An 18,787-nucleotide genomic window follows, 5' to 3' on the forward strand; every position below is an offset into this window, starting at 1 on the left:
CACTCTGCATACAAGTAAAAAGCCAAGAGAAAAAATTCTCTTGGCTTTTTTGACTGTATTTTTATTGTCCTATGCTAGGTTGGTCTTACAGAATCAGATGGAGTAAAAACGGAATGTAGAGTAAATAAAGCAGGACGCTATAGCCCAAACTAGACGCGGCAAATTCAACATCGCCTCCATAAGAACGAGTCAGGATTGGCACTGAATTTTGAATCGGCATCGCAGATTGAATAATAAACACCTGAAGCATCATCTCAGGAACGTGAATCCATTGACCCAAGAGCCAGACGATAGCAGGAGAAATCAGATAACGACCAATTAAGACACCCATAATTGCTCGATTCATTCGTAAGTTTTTGATACCAATTTGAAAGACGATAATACCAATCGCAAACATCGAGAGTGGCGTGGTCAAATCTCCTAAGTAACCGGTAAATGAGGTTAAAAACTTAGGAACGGGGATCGACAATAAAACCCAAATGATCCCAATAATAAAGCCAATTAAGGCGGGTGAAAAAACTTTTTTAAGAGCAGCTAGTGGATTAATTTTAATCTTCGTTTGCTGACTCTCAGGATTATCCTGAGCCATTTTATAGACACCAACCGTCCAGAATAGACTGGTATTAATGATGTAATATAACAAAACGAAGGGGACAGATACCTCGCCAAAAATGGCTAAATTAATCGGTAAGCCCATAAAAATCGTGTTAGAAAACGTCGACATCGTGATAAACGTGCCTCGTCTAGTCGCCGAAACGCCCGTAAACTTTGCATAAAGTGAGCTAATAATAAACGTAGCAACAATCGAGCACAATGGAATCAGCATGCCTGAAAAAAGCGCCAAAAATTCATCGCGAGAAAAGTTTTTCGTGATATTTAAAAACATGTTACAGGGCAGGGCAATCGTCAAAACAAGTTTTGAAAAAACGTCTGCCGTATGATTTGTAAACAGCTGGCGGGCACTCAGCCAATAACCCATAAACATCAAAACAAAGATCACAAATATATTAAGATATGCATCAACCAAATCAACCACTCCTTTACCAATAGTTCTAGAGTACCACAGGGAAAACTAGAAAGGAAGATGAGGAAGGCAACTCGCGTACGAAAAACAGGCGATATTTTGTCTGAAAATATTCTCAGAAAAAAGGAGTAGTTCACTGATTAAATGTCATAACTTAGTTGTATTTTAAAATTTTTGAATCTGTTATTTATGGACGAAAAGAGGCCGAAAAAATAGCTATTTTCTAGCCACTTGTGGCTAGTTGCGTATTTTTAAGAGTAAAATCTAAGGTAAAAAGGCTTGTTTAAAAGGAAAAAGCCACTAACTGAGGGATTCATGCTATTTTCGGCTCTGTTAAAATACGTGAAAACACCGCAACTAGCCACAACTTTGAAAAATGCACTAAAGACTGTAATTTTCTGAGAAATGTAAGCTTACCTCAGATAGTTTGTGTGAAAACTGCGCTTAGAGTCCCGAGCTTGCAAGGTTCTCGACTCTTATACACTTTACTCTCATTAGTTAATGGATGACAAATTAGCCATTTTTTACAAACTTGTGGCTAGTTGCGTTTCTGTTCGGTTTTTGGAGCAAAAAAAAGAAGCAGGATCAGATCCTACTCCTTGTTCTATCTAATTTGTCGCCTGTTTTAGACTTATTACTTATTTCTTTGTTGTTTGCCTGCATTACGACCTTTACCAGATCCGTTAGCATTTTTTGGTGTGTTATTTCCTTTGTTACCAGCCGCTTTTTTAGGCGTAACATCTTTCATCGGTGTTACGACTTGTTTCGGCGGGTTCAAACGAAATTCTTCGGCTACTTGCGCTTTAATTTTTGGTTTCATTAAGACATTTGAGATAAACGTTTGTAAACAACTGAAGACCCCACCGACTACCCAGTAAAGCGTAACGCCCGCTGGTGAGCTGATTGACATAAAGACAATCATTAAAGGAGAGACAATCAACATCGTTCTCATTGTTTTCTTCTGTTCTTCCGGAATACCAATTGTTGAAATGTACCCTTGCACTAGATAAGCGACACCGGCAATTGCAACTAAGACTAAGCTTGGTTTGCCTAGGTCGATCACATTCAAGAAGGTTGACGACTGAATGCCTTCTGTATATCGCGCAGTAAAGTATAACGCTGAGAAAATCGGCATCTGAATCAGTAGGGGTAAACAACCAATCCCACCCGTCATGCTCATGCCATTTTCTTTATAGACATTTTGAACTTCTGCTTGTGCAGCCATTTGTTCATCTCGCGTAGTTGCTGCTTTTAATTTTGCTTGAGCCGCATCAACTTGAGGCTTCAAGATTTGCATTTTTTCTGCTTGAACCATTGATTTTTTCGATTGATTAATCCCTAATGGCAAAATAATTAAACGAACAATAATCGTCAACACGATAATCGCCCAGCCGTATTCCCAATGGAAATTTTCGACTAAATAAGTAATCATACCGCCCATCGGTTTCACCAAAATACGATAAATTATCCCATTTGTATCAGGATTTCCATTCTTGTCCATCCGAACACACCCAGATAAAAAGAGGGCGATTGTAATTAAGCCAGATCCTAGCAACCAATTTTTCCATTTATTCATTGAATTCTTCCTCTACATTTAATTTACACAAAAATAACTATACTAGAAAAACGGCTTGCTTTCAATTGTATTCACAGAAAAATCAAAGTTTGTTTGACGAATTGTCGACTTTTTTGCAACTTGCCCTTTTTATCTCCTAATAATAAACGACATCGAACCGTTTGCGTTCTTCAATAGACGCATCTTCGTCCATCTTAAATTGAGTGACTCGACCACTGGGACTAGGGGAAGCTTTGACCGCTTTTATAAACAAGTCCATTTGCTCCTCGTCACCAATCGCTTCAATCGTGACAGAGCCATCGTCCTCATTTTTGACCGTTCCTTTAATGCCAATCTTATCCGCAACGATCTTCGTCATATAGCGAAATCCAACACCTTGGACCCGGCCGTCGACATTAATACGTACCTTTTTCATCTCGTCACATCCTTTATCTTTCCTTTTATCTTAACGAGTTTTTTCGCTCTTTTCAAGCAATTACTTATGAATAATGAGGAATCTAAACTTTTAAAATTAGACCACTCAGACTAAAAAAAATTTCAAACGCAAATTTCAAACATGGTATAATGAAGCGAGGTGAAAATTTTGAACGAAATTTTATCAGTTAAGAATACAACAATCAAAGAAATTAAAAAATTGCACAAAAAAAAATATCGAGTTGAAAGTCAGCAGTATCTGTTGGAAGGCTTTCATCTAATCGAAGAAGCTGTAAAATATAATAACGTCCTTACACAAGTCTTGGTCACACAAAGAGGATACCAGCAGTGGGGGGCTTGGCTAGAAGCTAAGGCGATCGCAGATGTCTCATTAGTCAGTGATGAGGTCATGAAAAGCATCTCAGATTTGCCCACTCCTCAAGGGATTTTAGCGGTCGTGGCGATGGCAGAAGCCGTAATTACGGACTGGCAAGGGGCTTGGTTACTCCTAGACAATGTGCAAGATCCTGGTAATGTCGGCACGATGGTTCGGACTGCTGATGCAGCGGGCCTTTCTGGGATCATTTTAGGTGAGGGAACCGCCGATATCTATAGTACGAAAACGCTCAGAAGTATGCAGGGGAGTCATTTTCATTTGCCCGTCGTCTCAATGAATCTAAAGGACGCTATTTCCGTATTTAAGGAACAAACGATTCCTGTGTATGGTACAGAATTAAATGAGTTTGCCGTCTCATATCAAGACGTTTCAGCCAGTCAAAATTTTGCGTTAATTATGGGAAATGAAGGACAAGGTGTCGAAAAAGAACTCTTAGATTTGACCGATAAAAACTTATACATTCCTATAAAAGGACACGCAGAATCCCTAAATGTCGGCATCGCTGCAGGAATTTTGATGTTCCATCTAACCGTCTAGTTAAAGGGCAGATTCATATTAAGGAACTGTTAAGCTTTGTTAACAACTACTAAAAACCCTAGGATTTTTAGAAGCACGATGTTATACTATGGACATCTTAATTTGTTCTATTAGAAAAGGTGGCAATCAACGTATATGACAGAAAAATGGCAGAATGATGCAGAATATATGACCTATGTAGAAGATTTACTCGCCAATGAGGCCGTTCAGAAGTTAGCAAATTACAAACAACATGTCCACTCGACACGCTTAGAGCATTCGATTAGCGTCTCATACAATAGTTATAAGTTAGCCAAAAAATGGGGCGGGGATGCCAGAGCAACTGCTCGTGCAGGCCTGTTACATGATTTATTTTATTATGATTGGCGCACAACCAAGTTTGACGAAGGTTCGCATGCCTATATGCATCCACGGATTGCAGCAAAAAATGCAGAGAAAATCACCACGCTCTCTGACTTAGAGCGAGATATCATCATCAAACATATGTGGGGCGCAACAATTGCACCTCCTAAGTATAAAGAAAGCTATATTGTGACAATGGTCGACAAATATTGCGCAATTAAAGAAGCCGCCGAACCCTTAACCGCGAGAATGAAAACTAGATGGCATCGTGTTTTCGGCTAAATATGCGTTTGAATAGGCACAGAGCCCACTGATTTGTATTTGAAAATCAGTGGGCTCTGTGTTACTCTTTTTTAGACGAATTTGGCGGGAAAGCTGTTAAATTTTCCGCTACTTATTCCTGATGAATGGCTCGCGCAGCACCTCTTTTGTAGTCGTAGCCGCTTCATTAATTGAGGAGGGTTTCTAATAAAAAAACAGAGTTTACAAGCATTGAAAATCCCTATCTACATGGTAAAATGGCTGATTTTAACCGCCATCTTAGGCTTATTCATGGGCAGTTTATCAGCTTTCTTCTTGACTAGTTTGACCTGGGTCACCGATCTGCGCCTCGCTCAGCCATGGCTGCTTTACCTATTACCAGTCAGTGGAGCTGTTTTTGCAGCACTTTATACGTATTACGGGAAAAATGCGCACCGAGGAAATAATTTAGTCATCGAACAAGGAAATGGCGGTACGGAAAAAATTCCATTGCGCTTAATTCCGCTAACTTTATTTGGCACCTTAACTACTCATTTATTTGGTGGTTCTGTTGGTCGAGAGGGAACCGCTGTTCAAATGGGTGGTGCCTTAGCCGATAACCTTGGGCGTTTCGTAAAATTAGGGAAAGTTGAAAGAGAAATCCTGATTATCAGTGGGATCAGTGCCGGCTTTAGCTCAGTTTTTGGTACACCACTAGCAGGCACGCTCTTTGGATTAGAAGTCCTCGCCATCGGAAAAGTCCGAACGGAGGCCTTATTTCCTAGCTTTTTTGCGGCATTTTTTGCAAATCTCGTCACAAACAGCTATGGTGTGCAGCATAGTCACTATCACATGGGCGAAATCCCGCCGTGGACAGTGCTCTTATTCGCTCAATTACTTTTAGCAGGTATTTTATTTGGTTTACTTGGCTGGGTCTTTAGTCGCTCTATCGCAGGACTCAAAAAGATTTATTCAAATTGGTTTGCTAATCCCATCCTGCGGAATTTTATTGGTGGGGCTGTTGTGGTTCTTGTCGCTCTTATTTTAAGTAATCAACGCTATTTAGGCCTTAGTCTGCCACTCCTGACAGATGCGTTTGCCGGCGATGCCCATTTTTTTGATTTTGTCGGGAAACTGTTCTTTACCGTGCTTTCACTCGGTGCTGGCTATCAAGGAGGAGAAGTTACCCCTCTATTTGAGATTGGAGCGACCTTTGGTTCAACCTTTGCCCAAGTCTTTGGCTTATCCGTGCCATTTCTTGCTGGCTTAGGGTTTATCGGCGTCTTTGCTGGTGCAACTAATACACCGATTGCTTGCTTTATCATGGGGATTGAGTTATTCGGTAGTCAAGCTAGCGTCTACCTCTTTATGATTTGTCTCGTAAGTTTTATGTGTTCTGGAAACAGTGGTATTTATTCTTCACAACAAGTTTCTAAGAAAAAAGGGGAGCTATTCTTACCACTCCGACTCCTGCAAACATCTACCAAAAAAGAGCAAGAATAAACGCACAGAAAGGGAAGTTACGAAAACTTCCTTTTTCTGTGCGTTTTTTTGGATGCGATGTCGATCAACGATAGTCTGTTTTTTTCGCGTAGGCATTTTTTTGCCTAAGGAATAAAGAAAAGTATCGCAGCAAAGAAGACAATCAATAGCGTTATCATGCTGACAATGACTAGATGGAGTTTTTTGTGCATCATAAGGATAGCAACAAATTCTCGCAGAAAGGCATTTGGCAAGAAATAGAAAGCTGTTTTTGCCCCTAATCCATCAATCTTTAAGCCTGCTTTACGCGCATAAATAGCAGCCCGGAAAATATGATAATTATTCGAAGTAAGGAGCGCATGATACGGTTTCTCGGAAGCCGCATCCATAATTTCTTTTGAAAAGCGCATATTTTCTAGTGTCGTTGTCGAATTCGTTTCCACTAAGATATCTTCTTCAGGAATGCCTTTTGAAAGAGCATAATTTTTCATGGCAATCGCTTCAGGAATCTTCTCATCACTTCCTTGTCCGCCCGACATAATAATTTTTGGTGTCTTCATGGTCGCGCGCCTCTGTGCTTTGTAAAAGGCGATAGCTTTATCGATCCGTTTAGCCAGAAGGGGCGTAACCCGTTCGCCATCAATTAAACCTGCCCCCAAAACAATCAGATAATCCTGGCGATAACGCGGCCGATTAAATTGATACAAAATCGAGACAGTCAGAAAATTATAAAGGACAAAGAGGAGGTAAAATAATAGAATTGGGACAAGCAAGTACAGCATTGCCAACCAGTTAGGCAGGTTTCCTACAACAAATAATTGGAAGAGTAGGACGCCTGTTAAAAAGATTGCTAAAAATAAGGTCAGCATGTTCGCTAGGGCATGGGATTCTTTACGAAGAACCACCCAGCCATTCCAGTATAAAAATAGAATCAGTGCGAAAAAGCCAAAAATAAAAATTAAGCCGGCGGGAATCATCAGCAACAGCAATAATCCACTAATGTAGAGATCTCTCGTTTGAAACATTAAGAGAATCAGATACAAGCCAAAACTTACAATAAATAAATTAAAGAATAAACCATTGATCAGCCGCCGTTTTTCATAGAAATAACTACATAAAAAAAGGCCTAAGCAGACGAAGGGGAGGGCGATATAATAATTTTCATAAGAGATGCTCAAATAGAGCACATAAACGCCTAAATAAAGGGAAGACCAACCTATCAGATAAAAGAAATAAGCTGGGTCCATTTGCCTCTTTCGCCAATATCGAATTCCTAAAACACCCATCAAGTATATGAGTGCAACCACTACATACCTTGAAACTTCCATAGACTCAACTCCTTTGTTTTAGTATACCGAAGTTCGCTGAAAAAATCAGTAACCAAAATTAAAATATTTCGACCTGAAAAGAGTCTGAACAAAGGAATGAACAATAAAAAAGCTGACCTTTGTAAGTAACCCTACAAAGGTCAGCATAGACTGCTTACTCTAATAATTAGCTAATCGCGGAGGCGGCCAACATTTCTACCTAAAACAAATTAGAAAAGAAACTTGAAACGGAACGCCAAGCTAAGGCGAAAATATTTGCTTTTTCAACGGTGCTATCCACCTTAATATCAGCCTCGTCTTTGATGCTATTATCGATATATCCCAGTGTATCTGCGGCAAGAGAAAGTTCGGCTTTTCCAATAACATCGCCTTCTTTCAATGGCGCTTCCACTTGATTATCTTTAACTAGCTTTTTATCAAGTTTCGGTGTAATCGTTAACTGGCTTGTATCCATATCACTACGAATCCACATATTTACGGGAGCAGCTAAACTAACTTTAACACGTTCTACTTTTCCATCTTTCACTGCAACATCCGTTAAGTCGGGGATAGCAGCGCCCGCTTTACCGACTTCTTTTTGCGTCCATTGATCAAAACTATAATCCATTAATTTACTTGTCTCGTCAAATCGAGCCGCTGGATTCACTGCATGATCGGTGGCATTTAAGACCACAGTAATAATTCGACGATCTTCTTTCGTCATAGTTCCAACGAAGCAGGCACCCGCCAAATCAGTGGTTCCAGTCTTCAGGCCGTCGACGCCTTCTTTGGCATTAATGAAGCCTGGCAACATCCAATTCCAGTTGACCATTTCAACAGGGGATTGCGTATCTTCACCGAACATTTTTGAGGTAATTTTACTCACTTCTAACACTTCGGGAAAATCAATAATCAGATGACGCGCAACAATAGCTACGTCTTTAGCTGAGAGCTCATTTTCATCAGTAGGCGAACTTCCCTCATAGATATTCTCACCTAGATACGCGTTGTTAAGGCCTGAACTGTTGATTACTTGGGCATCCTTAATCCCCCAATCCTTCAGTTGCTTGCGCATCAAATCAACAAACTCAGGTTCACTGCCAGCAATTTTTTCTGCAAGTGCAGCAACCGCAGCATTCGCTGATTGAATTAAGCTAGCTTCGAACAGCTCTCTGACCGTATACGTGCTTTCCTGATGCAACGGTACATTTGATAGATCTGGTGTGACACTTAAATTTTCCACATAGTCTGAAATGGGGACCGTATCTTCCCATGAAAGATTGCCTTTCTTAATCTCATTTAAGACAAGGTAAAGGCTGATTATTTTCGTCACTGAGGCGATGCCCATAGGCGTGTCGCCCTCTTGATTATATAAAATCTTGCCCGTCTCAACATCGACAGAAAAAGCGGCAGCTGCTCGAACTGAAAACGTCTCGCTAGTTGTTTGCGTTTCTTCCTGAGTGGTTTCTTGCGCAGTTTCTTCAGCAAAAGCTGATACTGCTGTAAATAATGGCGTGAAGCTGACTAAAATACTGGTTATTAATAGAAGAAATGTACGTTTTTTTCGAGGCATGTCTTTGCTCCTTAATTAAAATTCTAGGTCTAAAGTGTATCAGAGAGTGCGTAGGGTTTCAATCATTCCTAGAAAAACTTAATAATGTATTTAACTTCCATCAGAAGTATGCGAATGACAGTAACGATAAAAATAACGCCCTTGAAAGTAAATGAAATTTTAGGCATTCAGAGTCCTTATAGGGAGGTAACGAAGGTAAAAAACTGTCAAATAAAGCCAAAGCAGTAAAAATGAAAGGTTTGCTTTAATGCTGAACTCAAGTTACTATAGATGTAGAGAGGTCGAATATTTACATATAAAGATGATACAAGATTGATTGATGAAGCAAAAAAATAGATTGCCTTTCATGAGTCACTTAGAGAAGATTATCTTGCCCCATACACTAATTCTGCCAAGCGTAAAATTATGTGTTAAAAGGCTAAGGTGGTCGCATTTGAACATGTACTAGAGTTAATATCATAGCCTCTATATTTTATGTATAGTCAGCTCTTTCTTTTTGTAAGAAAGAGCTTTATTTTTTAAACTTTTTTAGGATAAATAAGACGAGATAGTGCATTTGAGACTGATGGAAACCTGATTTTTAAAAATTCACATAGACATGTTTGAAAAAAAATGAAAAGGAGAAATGTTTTGAAAAAAATTTTAGTAATTGGTGCCGGTATGGGAGGCTTGTCTGCAGCAATAAAATTACAGCATGCAGGTTATGAGGTAGAAATATTTGAAAAACTAGATAAGCCTGGTGGAAAGATGAATCAGCTCACATTTTCTGGCTTTACTTTTGACACAGGGCCATCGCTTGTGATGATGCCAGATATTTTTCGTGAAGTGTACACGAATGTTGGGAAAGATCCTAATGATTACATAGAACTTTTGCCGCTAGATCCTGCAATATCTGTCTACTATGAAGATGACATGTCTGAAAAGATCGATGTCTCATCTGACTTTAGTAAGCTGATTCCCACACTTGAAAAAATTAGTGTCCGCGATACAGAAGGCTTTTTAAACTATCTAAAAAGTATTTATGGTCGTTATAACATAGCAAAAGAACACTTCATTTTGAAGTCTTTTAATAAGAAAAGTGATTTTTATAATGCCAATACGATTTTACAAGCGCTCAGATTAAGAACGTTTAATAATGCTTCTGCTTCCATAAATAAGTATGTGAAAAATAAATATATCGCCCAAATGTTATCTTTTCAAACGCTGTACATCGGTGTTTCACCTTATAATGGTCCATCACTGTATACAATCATTCCTATGATCGAATTATTGTATGGTGTCTTTTATTTAAAAGGTGGCATGCATAGTATGGCAAAAGGAATGGCACGGGTGTTTGAAGAATTAGGTGGGAAGATCCATTACAATACTCCCGTGGATGAAATTACGATGGCAGAGTCAAAAGTACAAGGCGTCCGAATTAAAGAGCAGACATATGAAGCTGATTTTGTGATCACAAACGCTGATTTTCCTTATGCTGTAAAAAATTTGGTAAAAGATGAGAAAGTAAAAGGGAAATATACGGATGCTAAAATAAATCGTTTAAAATATTCTTGTTCCTGTTTGGTTTTTTATTTAGGTACAAAGCGAAAATACTCAGATATAAGTGTGCATAATTTTGTTATAGCCGATGACTTGGATAGGAATTTACATGAAATATTTGAAGGAGATAAAATTAAAGATCCTTCTTTTTATGTGTATAGTGCTTCTCAGATAGATGAGACTATGGCTCCTGAGGGTAAAGATGGATTATATATTTTAATTCCCGTATCTGAACTTTCGATTTCGAAATACGAGTGGAATCAAGAGACCGTTGATTACTATCGCGAGACCGTCTTGACTAAATTAGCAAAACATCCTAGTTTTGGTACTATATTTACGGATATTGAAGTAGAACGGGTCTTTACACCCAAAGAATTTGAAGGACAATTTAATGCATATAATGGCGCCTGTTTTGGTTTGCAACCTATTTTAAAACAAAGTAACCATCTTCGACCACAAAGCAAAGCCTTAAATTGTGAGGGCTTGTATTTTTCTGGGAGTAGTACACACCCTGGTGCGGGGGTGCCTATTACGATTTCTTCTGGGCTATTGGCGGCGAACTCTTTATTGGAAGATGAGGGCAAAAATTGAAGAAACAACTTTTAGAAGCTGACTATAGTTATTGTGAATCAGTTATTAAAAAAAATTCAAAAAGCTTTTATACAGCATTTTCTACCTTACCTTTCCCGAAAAACAGAGCAGTTTATGCGATCTATGCGTTTTGTCGAATGGCCGATGATCTGGTAGACAACGAAGAGAATCAGAAAGATAAATCTAAAAATATCACGGAACTAGCTCAATCTCTTGAAGACTTTTTTAATGGCGATATTCCGCGCGGGCCTGTCTGGACCTGTTTAAATGACGTCTATTCTAAATATGAAATGAATAATGACGCTTTTCGCATTCAATTGAAAGGGCAGAACTTAGATATTAATTTTGAACAGCCTGAAACCATGCGTGATATGTTAGATTATTCTTATATGGTGGCTTCCTCGGTAGGACTTATGTTGCTCCCAATCGTTGCTCAAAAAAATCATCAGAAACTAGAAGAGACCGCGATTAATTTGGGGTTTGCTATGCAAATTACCAATATATTGAGGGATATTGGCGAGGATTATCATTCGTATAATAGAATTTATCTTCCAAAAGAATTGATGAGCAAATATAGTGTGACAGAAGAGATGATTAAGCAAAAAGTGATTACGGCAGAGCTCATTTCTCTTTGGGAATATTTGGCAAAAGAAGCTGAACACTACTATCAACTTTTTTACGAAGACCTATTTTTATTTGATAAAGATTGTCAGAAACAATTAATCATAGCTAGCAAGGTATATTCGGAAATACTGAATGTGATAAGGAAAGATCATTATAGTTTTCTTATTAAGAAGAATAAGGTCTCAAAAAAGGACATGCTGCTAATTTTGAATGAGTATAGAAGTTCAGTCGATTAGTAGAGTAGTTAGAAAGCTGATTGAACATAATTAGGTTAGGCCATCTATAAATTAGACTAAATTTTTGGTCTTGCTGAGCTTCTAAATACTTACTTTCCAAAGTACAAAGTGGCCCATGAAGAGTGTAATTTATCTTCATGGGCCCTTTATGTTGTTTCATCCATGGCTTCAAAAACCAAAAAACAGTTCTTTCTTAGTACTTTTTTTATTCAAACTATAGAATAGTCTTTATCGTAAAACTCCAAAAAAAAAGACCGCCTTAGGGAAGACGATCACGTTTAGCTTTTTCTGGCACACGTATTGCTTGACTCTCTTTTTGCATATAATTATTAAGTCCGTATAAAGATATTCCTGTTAACATGACTAAACTTACAACCATTAATATATTGACCATATATAATTCTCCGCCTCTCATAGTTTCTAACGTGGAAGGTAGGAGTCGAACCTACACCTTGTGAAGAAGAGGAAATCATCCGATTTCATATCCTACGAACGGAACATCCTTGTTCATCCACCTAATACATTTAGTATACAGGATAAACCTAAATTTTTACATAAAAAAGGTTGTAGAAATCTGTAAGCATTTGTGAAGATTCTGCGACTTTTGAAAACGCTTGATATATTCCTTGTTTTTCCAGAATTCTTCCAATCTTTTTTCATGATTACAGCATAAAACACTCAAAAGAATTTCAAGAAAAAGGTAAAAGAGCGATAAAAAAACTGGCGCTTATTTGGCTCCAGTTTTCGTTTTTTTTTACTGATTAAACTCTTCTTTTAATAACGCATAGCGATTCATATCACGCAATTCTCCATACATATTCGTATCTTGTCGATCCACGCCAACAAAGGTAAAACCACAAGAAAGGGCTACTTGGTTACTTGGCTGATTTTCGACATCCGCTACAATCGATAATTTATTCAGTCCCATCTCTTCAAAGGCCAAGGCACAGATCTTTTTGACAGATCGAGTCATGATACCTTTTTTGGTATACTCTTTCCCCAGCATATAACCGATTTCTGCGCGCTGATGCAGTGCGCTTATAAAATGCAGATCAATATTGCCGACAATGGTTCCTTCATATTCAATCAGAAATAACCGATCCGTGCCATTTGCTTCACCTGTCAACTTCAGTTTAAAATAGTTTTCCTCATCCGTAACTGATTGTGTAGCATCCACAAAATCTAAGTAAGGACGCAAATGTTCCCGATTGGTATCCACAATCCGAAAAATATCCTCTGCCATAGACATTGTGGGATGTATCAGACTGACTTGTTCATCTACAACTAATCGAACACGATAATCCATAGTAACCCCTCATTTCATTTTAATGAAAATCTTAACAAACATCCAGAGAGAACACAAGAGCAAATGGATAGAAGAGCACATCTATACACTATGGTCTTTTTTAACCACCGTCTATTCATCGATAAAGGTCACAAAGCGGCGATTCCAAATTGATTCATAAAATTCGCAAGTCTGTTCAGCAGTCATATACTGGGTATCGTAAGTCGTTGTCGTGCCATGTGTCATCAAGAGTTGGTAGCCTAAGCCATGAGCAAACTTCACTGTGGTATCCACACAATATTGTGATTGCGCGCCACAAATTTCAAGTGTTGAGACTGCTAATTGATCCAATAATTCTTTTAATCCTGTCTGATAAAAAGAATTAGCATGGGTTTTTTCGATAAAATGAACATTCGCTCCGATGGTTTTTATTTGTGGAATGATTGCCCAATCCTCTGAGCCGGCAATGAGTTCTTCATCAGAATGACGAATAAAAATAATCGGCCGCTCATCATTTAAATAGTCGGTAATCCGCTGATTTACTTTGGTTACTACCTGTGGCAATTCATGGATAATCTGATCCTCCGTATAGCATACGCCGTTTTGTAAATCAATCACCAATAAAGCATCTCCGATAGTTTTCATAAGCATTCTCCTCATCAATAAGTTAGCCTATTATAGCATGAAATAAGCAGCGATTTGCGAGCGATTCATCCGCCTAATAAGTGCAACTATAGATTTTTTGGATGATCAAATACCATCCACAATAATTCCAATAACAGAACCTACCGCAGACTGTGCCACTCTGAGTAGACGATTTTTAGTTTCTAAAACAGCATAAAGTTCTCGAAAGTTTCTCTGAAATGAATAGAGAGTAAAAATTAGCACCATGATTAATAAAAATTTTAGTATAAACATTGTGAGTTCCTCCTCGAATAATCTTTTAACTAACTTTAGCAGTTTTTCAGCAGCAAACAATCGGACTTAAGATGGATAAATTAGTAGGTTTTACTGCTTCAAGCTTAGCTAATACACGGAAATCGCCTTGATAGTCTGTTATCTTTTGAGAGGTATTTTCACAAGCTCATTAATTGTGTCATTCCTATTCCTACAGTATAGTATTCAACGAAGGAGGTGTAATTCATGGCTACAACATTCGTTATTTTACACATTGTTTTTGGACTTATTTCATTTGCTGGTTCATTATTATTAGCAATCGGTTTTAGAGGAGAGTTTCAAAAACTGACAACGATCCAAAAATCTGGCATAATGCTAACAATTATTAGTTTATTTGCCACAATTGTCGTAACAATGGCTTCAAAAGGCAGTTTATTGTCTGCAGGTCTTTTCCTATTGATTGGTTTGTTAACCTGCGTATTTCTTATGGGCAAAAAAAGCAAAGCCTGATCATATAGCAAGATAATTAATCGCAATTCTGTGATTTTAGGACAAAAATAAGGGACGGCTAGCCGATCCTTTATTTTTTTCTATTTTATTATTTAAACTATCAGGTACAAGAGGATAGGGAATCAATGTGGACCTTTATTGCGAAAAAAAGCAAAAAAAACCACCACGACCGTCGCCATGGTGGAAATGAAGGTTGTTATTTACTCTTTGGTAGGAGTAAGTATGAAAAACCAATTCGGGATAATTGGCATACGCTTATTATACAGCAGGGGAATAGATGAATCATGAATATCTGCTAGTGAATTCCTAAATTTTTTATGAGAAAAAGCTCATGATTTTTTCTAGCTATGTATCTATTTTTGCAACTCGTATTATTGTATGGAATTTTTTTAGTGTGGTACACTTGGAATTGTAAAGAGATTTTCAATTTAGGAGGCGTTCATTTTATGACGGAAATCGGTAAAAAATTATTGTCTCAATTGACTGCTGCAGATGCGACTGGCCCTTTTGTCACAATCATGTTGAACACTCATGTGGCGCACCAAGAAGTAGAAAAGGATCAGATCAAGTTGAAAAATTTTGCTAAAGAAGCAAAAAGACGCTTTGAGAAAAAATACGTTGGACACGACTGGCTCGCTTTTCAAGAAAAAATTGACGCTCTATTATCAAGTAAAGAATTTTGGCGGACGAACGCAACAAGTGTCGCCATCATTTTAACCGAACAAGAAACGTACATTCATCGCCTATCTATTCGGGTGGATGATCAATATTATGTTAGCGATACGCCTTATATTTTGGCGATTATCAAGAACGCACAATTTAACTATTCCTATTATTTGCTTGGCTTAAACCGCGACAGTATCAAGTTGTATCATGTCGATAATAAGCAAATTAACGCCGTTTCATTACCTGAAGATGCCCCGGTCGATCTAGTCACCGCGCTAGGGGATGAATTGACGAATACAGGTAGTACCTCAGGGAAGGATGGACAAGCGGTTCATGGCATTAATACGAAAGATGAAGAAGTTGAGATTGATTGGTTGAATTATTATCAAGCAGTCGACACGTTTTTCAAAGATTCTTTCGAAAATGCGGGAAATCTACCAATCTATCTCTATGCTCTCCCTGAAAATCAAACGCTCTTCAAAAAAGTGGCAAAAAATCCTTATTACCAATCAGACATTGCTATTTCAGCCTCACCTTCACAACTGACTACCACAGAAATTCAGACAGCCGTTGAGAAGATAAATAGTGAGTTGACTAAAAAAGAAATAGCTAGCTATGAACCTTTAATGAACAAGAAGTTTCTTGATTCACTGGTTGACTTAGTTCCAGCTGCTAAAGATGGGAAGCTATCCCATGCCTTTATTGCTACTTCCAATTTAGCGGATGGCTTTGGCGAAGATCCTGAAACCGAATATGATCGGCGACAGGTCTTAAATACGCTAGCCGATGATGTTTTACAAAATAGTGGCCAAGTCTTTGTCTTGGATCAAAAAGATGCGCCTGACGAAAAAAGTCTACTAGGTATTCTTCGCTACTAATCAAAACAGAGCAGGGTAGTTGAATCAACAAGTAATCCTTTTCATTAGATAAATGGACAAGAGCCTAACCGATTCCTCGGTTAGGCTCTTTAATTAAGTATTAAATATTTTTCTAGTCTGATATAACGACCTTCATTATACGTAGACTGGGATTTTCATCTTAACTATTAGTCACTTTTACAAGGTCAACGAGAAGCAATTTCGTTTCTCATCTACACAATTTAAACCCATTCCTCTTTTAAATCTATGCGGTTCCATGACCGCGCCTTCGGAGTAGACTGCTATCAAAACGAAGCAAAAGGACTTTCACATCTAATTTCTTAATACTTTGTTAGTATAACAGATAAAACGTTCGGTTGCTATCGCTTACTTTCAAGCTTAATAATTCCTTAATTCTATAAATTATTCCAAGAAAAGGCTAGCCCACATTTTTAATCTGTGCTATAATAGTAGTGTAGTTTTTGTTCGGTAATATATGGTAGTTTGTTTCATAATAAACATCTTCCACATTCACCCTTCAAGTAATTGCAAAATATGTGTTCAACACAAGGAGGATTTTTATTATGGAAACAGGTACAGTAAAATGGTTTAACTCAGACAAAGGTTTTGGCTTCATCACTGCAGAAAACGGAAACGATGTATTCGTTCACTTTTCAGCTATCCAAGGAGACGGCTTCAAAACTTTAGAAGAAGGCCAAGCAGTAACTTTTGATATCGAAGATGGTCAACGTGGCCCTCAAGCTACTAACGTTAACAAAGCTTAATTAACTTGTAGACTTCAGACTTCTGACAATTCGTTGTCAGAAGTTTTTTTTGTAGTCTGTGACAGACTAGCCCAAGATTGAACTAAGCAAATTTCCAGAATTAACAAAATTTCCTTGCATTATTCTGATGAAACTTTTATCATGAAGAAGAATAGTTTTAGATTAGTACTTATTTTTAATGGTTTGAGAGAGTCAATCCGCGGCTGAGAGATTGATACCCCCTTAGATAAGGAACCTACTAAACTTAATTTGCTGTGAAAGCAGCACGATTCCCATCGTTATCGGGCTCAAGTTGGGCTATTAAATCAATAGCCAAGCAAGGTGGTACCGCGAAATTCAATCGTTTCGTCCTTACATGGACGAGGCGATTTTTTTATTTTTTTAGGAGGAGAAAAAATGACAAACTTACAAACAGAAGATTTTTCAAAATGGTATTTACAAACAATCCAAAAGGCTGATTTAATGGCTTATTCACCTGTTCGAGGCTGTATTATCTTTAAACCAGATGGCTATGAATTATGGGAGCACATCCAAGAAGAATTCAACAAATTTTTACGTGCTGAAGGCATTCGTAATGCTTATTTCCCTATGCTAATCCCGCAAAGCTTTTTCCAAAAGGAAGAAGATCATATTGAAGGCTTCGCACCTGAATTACCTTGGGTGACGGAAGTCGGTACTGAAAAATTAGAAGAACCTCTAGCACTGCGTCCAACCTCTGAAACGATGATTGGTTCAGCATTTAGCGAATGGATTAACTCATATCGTGACCTGCCTTACGAAATTAACCAATGGGCGAATGTTTTCCGTTGGGAGAAAAAGACCTTGCCATTCTTACGAACTTCAGAATTTTTATGGCAAGAAGGGCATACAGCTCACGAGAATGAAGAAGACGCCCGTGTGCGGACTGAAAAAGTTTTAGAAGCTTATGCTGACTTAATCGAAAATTTCTTAGCAATTCCAGTGTATCGTGGTCAAAAAACTCCTTCAGAACGCTTTGCTGGAGCCGTTGATACGTATTCAGTAGAGGCGATGATGAAGGATGGGAAGGCTGTCCAAGCAGGTACTTCTCATTATATGGGTACGAAATTTGCGGAAGCCTTTGATATTCGTTATCTTAACCGTGAAAACAAACACGTCCATGCCCATACAACTTCTTGGGGAATTTCTACTCGTTTGATTGGCTCATTAATCATGGTCCATGGCGATGAACAAGGCCTTATCTTGCCTCCAAAAATTGCGCCAACGCAGATCGTTTTAATTCCTGTTGGTCCTTGGAAAAAGAACCCAGCTATCTTAGAAAAATTAACTGAATTAAAAGCAACACTAGCAGAACAAGGCTACCGTGTACGTATCGACGATACTGACAACTCTGTTGGATTTAAATTTAATGAATGGGAACTTAAAGGGGCAGCTATCCGTGTTGAATGTGGCCCACGTGATTTAGAAAACAGTCAAGTCATGATTAAAGTTCGCGATTTAGATGAAAAACAAGCAGTTTCATTCGACGATCTTGAAGCAACACTTGCCAAAGAATTAGACACGATGCAAACACGTCTATTGGAGAATGCGCGTCTACGCAATCAAGAAAATGAACATCTTGATATCGAAACATTAGATGAATTAAAAGCCCATATCGAAACGTCAAAACAAGCGAACAAAACACCTGGCTTCGTCTTGATTGGTTGGGATGGCAGCGAAGAAACTGAGAAACAAATCAAAGAAGAAACAGGCTTCACTACTAGAAATATTCCGTTTGAAGCACCTGTTGAGAAAACAGTTGATTTAGTCAGTGGCAAACCAGCCAAACATACTGTTTGGATTGCTAGAGCTTACTAAAAATAGAACCAAAAAGTGTTAGCACCCGAATAACGGTGCTAACACTTTTTTAGGTGCGCCTTGCATGGG

At 38.3% G+C, this 18,787-nt stretch carries 18 protein-coding genes and 1 other annotated feature; of the genes, 9 read left to right on the top strand and 9 right to left on the bottom strand.

All coding sequences use genetic code 11. The features are described from left to right. Positions 1 to 85: 85 nt before the first annotated feature. The 3 genes from BAU15_RS14230 to BAU15_RS14240 all read right to left on the bottom strand — a co-directional run bounded on the left by BAU15_RS14230 (position 86) and on the right by BAU15_RS14240 (position 3,015). Positions 86 to 1,027, bottom strand: coding sequence for an AEC family transporter (locus tag BAU15_RS14230; protein WP_161843390.1), 942 nt, complete (start codon positions 1,025 to 1,027; stop codon positions 86 to 88). A 631-nt stretch (positions 1,028 to 1,658) separates the two neighbouring features. After that, positions 1,659 to 2,600, bottom strand: coding sequence for a membrane protein insertase YidC (gene yidC / locus BAU15_RS14235; protein WP_161843391.1), 942 nt, complete (start codon positions 2,598 to 2,600; stop codon positions 1,659 to 1,661). Positions 2,601 to 2,736: 136 nt separating this feature from the next. Beyond that, a complete protein-coding gene (locus tag BAU15_RS14240) occupies positions 2,737 to 3,015 on the bottom strand; it encodes an acylphosphatase (protein ID WP_161843392.1) in 279 nt (92 codons plus the stop codon). 168 nt (positions 3,016 to 3,183) lie between these two features. On the opposite strand from BAU15_RS14240, the gene BAU15_RS14245 reads away from it, so the two are divergent. The 3 genes from BAU15_RS14245 to BAU15_RS14255 all read left to right on the top strand — a co-directional run bounded on the left by BAU15_RS14245 (position 3,184) and on the right by BAU15_RS14255 (position 6,033). Beyond that, positions 3,184 to 3,948 carry a TrmH family RNA methyltransferase gene (locus tag BAU15_RS14245; RefSeq protein WP_161843393.1) on the top strand — a complete coding sequence of 255 codons (765 nt, stop codon included), beginning with the start codon at positions 3,184 to 3,186 and terminating at the stop codon, positions 3,946 to 3,948. Between the two features lie 135 nt (positions 3,949 to 4,083). Beyond that, complete coding sequence (locus BAU15_RS14250) at positions 4,084 to 4,572, top strand: HD domain-containing protein (RefSeq protein ID WP_161843394.1); 489 nt, start codon at positions 4,084 to 4,086, stop codon at positions 4,570 to 4,572. Positions 4,573 to 4,800: 228 nt separating this feature from the next. Then, entirely contained in the window at positions 4,801 to 6,033 is a 1,233-nt protein-coding gene (locus BAU15_RS14255; protein WP_420022130.1) for a voltage-gated chloride channel family protein, read from the top strand. A gap of 104 nt (positions 6,034 to 6,137) precedes the next feature. Here the strand turns inward: BAU15_RS14255 and BAU15_RS14260 are convergent, their stop codons facing one another. Continuing rightward, positions 6,138 to 7,340 (bottom strand): YdcF family protein, encoded by a 1,203-nt coding sequence (locus tag BAU15_RS14260; RefSeq protein ID WP_161843395.1) that lies wholly within the window; start codon positions 7,338 to 7,340, stop codon positions 6,138 to 6,140. Positions 7,341 to 7,539: 199 nt separating this feature from the next. Continuing rightward, positions 7,540 to 8,892: a serine hydrolase gene (locus BAU15_RS14265; protein WP_161843396.1), complete on the bottom strand. Its 1,353-nt coding sequence runs from the start codon at positions 8,890 to 8,892 to the stop codon at positions 7,540 to 7,542. A 630-nt stretch (positions 8,893 to 9,522) separates the two neighbouring features. Between BAU15_RS14265 and BAU15_RS14270 the strand changes: the two genes are divergently transcribed. Together BAU15_RS14270 and BAU15_RS14275 are read left to right on the top strand one after the other, a co-directional pair. Beyond that, the gene (locus tag BAU15_RS14270) at positions 9,523 to 11,022 is read left to right on the top strand and encodes a phytoene desaturase family protein (protein ID WP_202622747.1); all 1,500 of its coding nucleotides are present in this window, start codon (positions 9,523 to 9,525) and stop codon (positions 11,020 to 11,022) included. Next, the gene (locus BAU15_RS14275) at positions 11,019 to 11,882 is read left to right on the top strand and encodes a phytoene/squalene synthase family protein (protein WP_161843398.1); all 864 of its coding nucleotides are present in this window, start codon (positions 11,019 to 11,021) and stop codon (positions 11,880 to 11,882) included. The genes BAU15_RS14270 and BAU15_RS14275 overlap by 4 nt, the downstream gene beginning before the upstream one ends. 259 nt (positions 11,883 to 12,141) lie before the next feature. On the opposite strand, the gene BAU15_RS15875 is transcribed toward BAU15_RS14275, so the two are convergent. The 4 genes from BAU15_RS15875 to BAU15_RS14290 form a co-directional block, all read right to left on the bottom strand. Next, the gene (locus BAU15_RS15875) at positions 12,142 to 12,276 is read right to left on the bottom strand and encodes a hypothetical protein (protein WP_272927919.1); all 135 of its coding nucleotides are present in this window, start codon (positions 12,274 to 12,276) and stop codon (positions 12,142 to 12,144) included. 360 nt (positions 12,277 to 12,636) lie between these two features. Next, positions 12,637 to 13,188: a GNAT family N-acetyltransferase gene (locus BAU15_RS14280; protein ID WP_161843399.1), complete on the bottom strand. Its 552-nt coding sequence runs from the start codon at positions 13,186 to 13,188 to the stop codon at positions 12,637 to 12,639. 111 nt (positions 13,189 to 13,299) lie between these two features. Next, positions 13,300 to 13,812: an isochorismatase family protein gene (locus BAU15_RS14285; protein WP_161843400.1), complete on the bottom strand. Its 513-nt coding sequence runs from the start codon at positions 13,810 to 13,812 to the stop codon at positions 13,300 to 13,302. Positions 13,813 to 13,917: 105 nt separating this feature from the next. After that, on the bottom strand, positions 13,918 to 14,085 hold the full coding sequence (locus BAU15_RS14290) for a hypothetical protein (RefSeq protein WP_161843401.1): 168 nt from the start codon (positions 14,083 to 14,085) through the stop codon (positions 13,918 to 13,920). Positions 14,086 to 14,310: 225 nt separating this feature from the next. On the opposite strand from BAU15_RS14290, the gene BAU15_RS14295 reads away from it, so the two are divergent. From BAU15_RS14295 to proS, 4 genes are all read left to right on the top strand, one after another. Further along, a complete protein-coding gene (locus tag BAU15_RS14295; RefSeq protein WP_161843402.1) occupies positions 14,311 to 14,574 on the top strand; it encodes a Na+-transporting malonate decarboxylase, carboxybiotin decarboxylase subunit, madB in 264 nt (87 codons plus the stop codon). Positions 14,575 to 15,020: 446 nt separating this feature from the next. Continuing rightward, positions 15,021 to 16,118 carry a baeRF6 domain-containing protein gene (locus tag BAU15_RS14300; RefSeq protein WP_161843403.1) on the top strand — a complete coding sequence of 366 codons (1,098 nt, stop codon included), beginning with the start codon at positions 15,021 to 15,023 and terminating at the stop codon, positions 16,116 to 16,118. A 563-nt stretch (positions 16,119 to 16,681) separates the two neighbouring features. Next, positions 16,682 to 16,882, top strand: coding sequence for a cold-shock protein (locus BAU15_RS14305; protein WP_086275065.1), 201 nt, complete (start codon positions 16,682 to 16,684; stop codon positions 16,880 to 16,882). 148 nt (positions 16,883 to 17,030) lie between these two features. Beyond that, positions 17,031 to 17,238 (top strand) — a binding site (T-box leader). A 40-nt stretch (positions 17,239 to 17,278) separates the two neighbouring features. Continuing rightward, on the top strand, positions 17,279 to 18,718 hold the full coding sequence (gene proS, locus BAU15_RS14310) for a proline--tRNA ligase (RefSeq protein ID WP_161843404.1): 1,440 nt from the start codon (positions 17,279 to 17,281) through the stop codon (positions 18,716 to 18,718). Positions 18,719 to 18,787 lie beyond the last annotated feature (69 nt).

The sequence above is a fragment of the Candidatus Enterococcus huntleyi genome (assembly GCF_009933175.1).
GTDB lineage: Bacteria > Bacillota > Bacilli > Lactobacillales > Enterococcaceae > Enterococcus_K > Enterococcus_K huntleyi.

Excerpts from the sequence above, each read along its gene's own strand:
- yidC (WP_161843391.1), bottom strand. The coding sequence starts at position 2,600 with ATGAATAAATGGAAAAATTGGTTGCTAGGATCTGGCTTAATTACAATC.
- BAU15_RS14240 (WP_161843392.1), bottom strand. The coding sequence starts at position 3,015 with ATGAAAAAGGTACGTATTAATGTCGACGGCCGGGTCCAAGGTGTTGGA.
- BAU15_RS14250 (WP_161843394.1), top strand. The coding sequence starts at position 4,084 with ATGACAGAAAAATGGCAGAATGATGCAGAATATATGACCTATGTAGAA.
- BAU15_RS14255 (WP_420022130.1), top strand. The coding sequence starts at position 4,801 with ATGGTAAAATGGCTGATTTTAACCGCCATCTTAGGCTTATTCATGGGC.
- BAU15_RS14260 (WP_161843395.1), bottom strand. The coding sequence starts at position 7,340 with ATGGAAGTTTCAAGGTATGTAGTGGTTGCACTCATATACTTGATGGGT.
- BAU15_RS14265 (WP_161843396.1), bottom strand. The coding sequence starts at position 8,892 with ATGCCTCGAAAAAAACGTACATTTCTTCTATTAATAACCAGTATTTTA.
- BAU15_RS15875 (WP_272927919.1), bottom strand. The coding sequence starts at position 12,276 with ATGGTCAATATATTAATGGTTGTAAGTTTAGTCATGTTAACAGGAATA.
- BAU15_RS14280 (WP_161843399.1), bottom strand. The coding sequence starts at position 13,188 with ATGGATTATCGTGTTCGATTAGTTGTAGATGAACAAGTCAGTCTGATA.
- BAU15_RS14285 (WP_161843400.1), bottom strand. The coding sequence starts at position 13,812 with ATGAAAACTATCGGAGATGCTTTATTGGTGATTGATTTACAAAACGGC.
- BAU15_RS14290 (WP_161843401.1), bottom strand. The coding sequence starts at position 14,085 with ATGTTTATACTAAAATTTTTATTAATCATGGTGCTAATTTTTACTCTC.
- BAU15_RS14295 (WP_161843402.1), top strand. The coding sequence starts at position 14,311 with ATGGCTACAACATTCGTTATTTTACACATTGTTTTTGGACTTATTTCA.
- BAU15_RS14300 (WP_161843403.1), top strand. The coding sequence starts at position 15,021 with ATGACGGAAATCGGTAAAAAATTATTGTCTCAATTGACTGCTGCAGAT.
- BAU15_RS14305 (WP_086275065.1), top strand. The coding sequence starts at position 16,682 with ATGGAAACAGGTACAGTAAAATGGTTTAACTCAGACAAAGGTTTTGGC.
- proS (WP_161843404.1), top strand. The coding sequence starts at position 17,279 with ATGACAAACTTACAAACAGAAGATTTTTCAAAATGGTATTTACAAACA.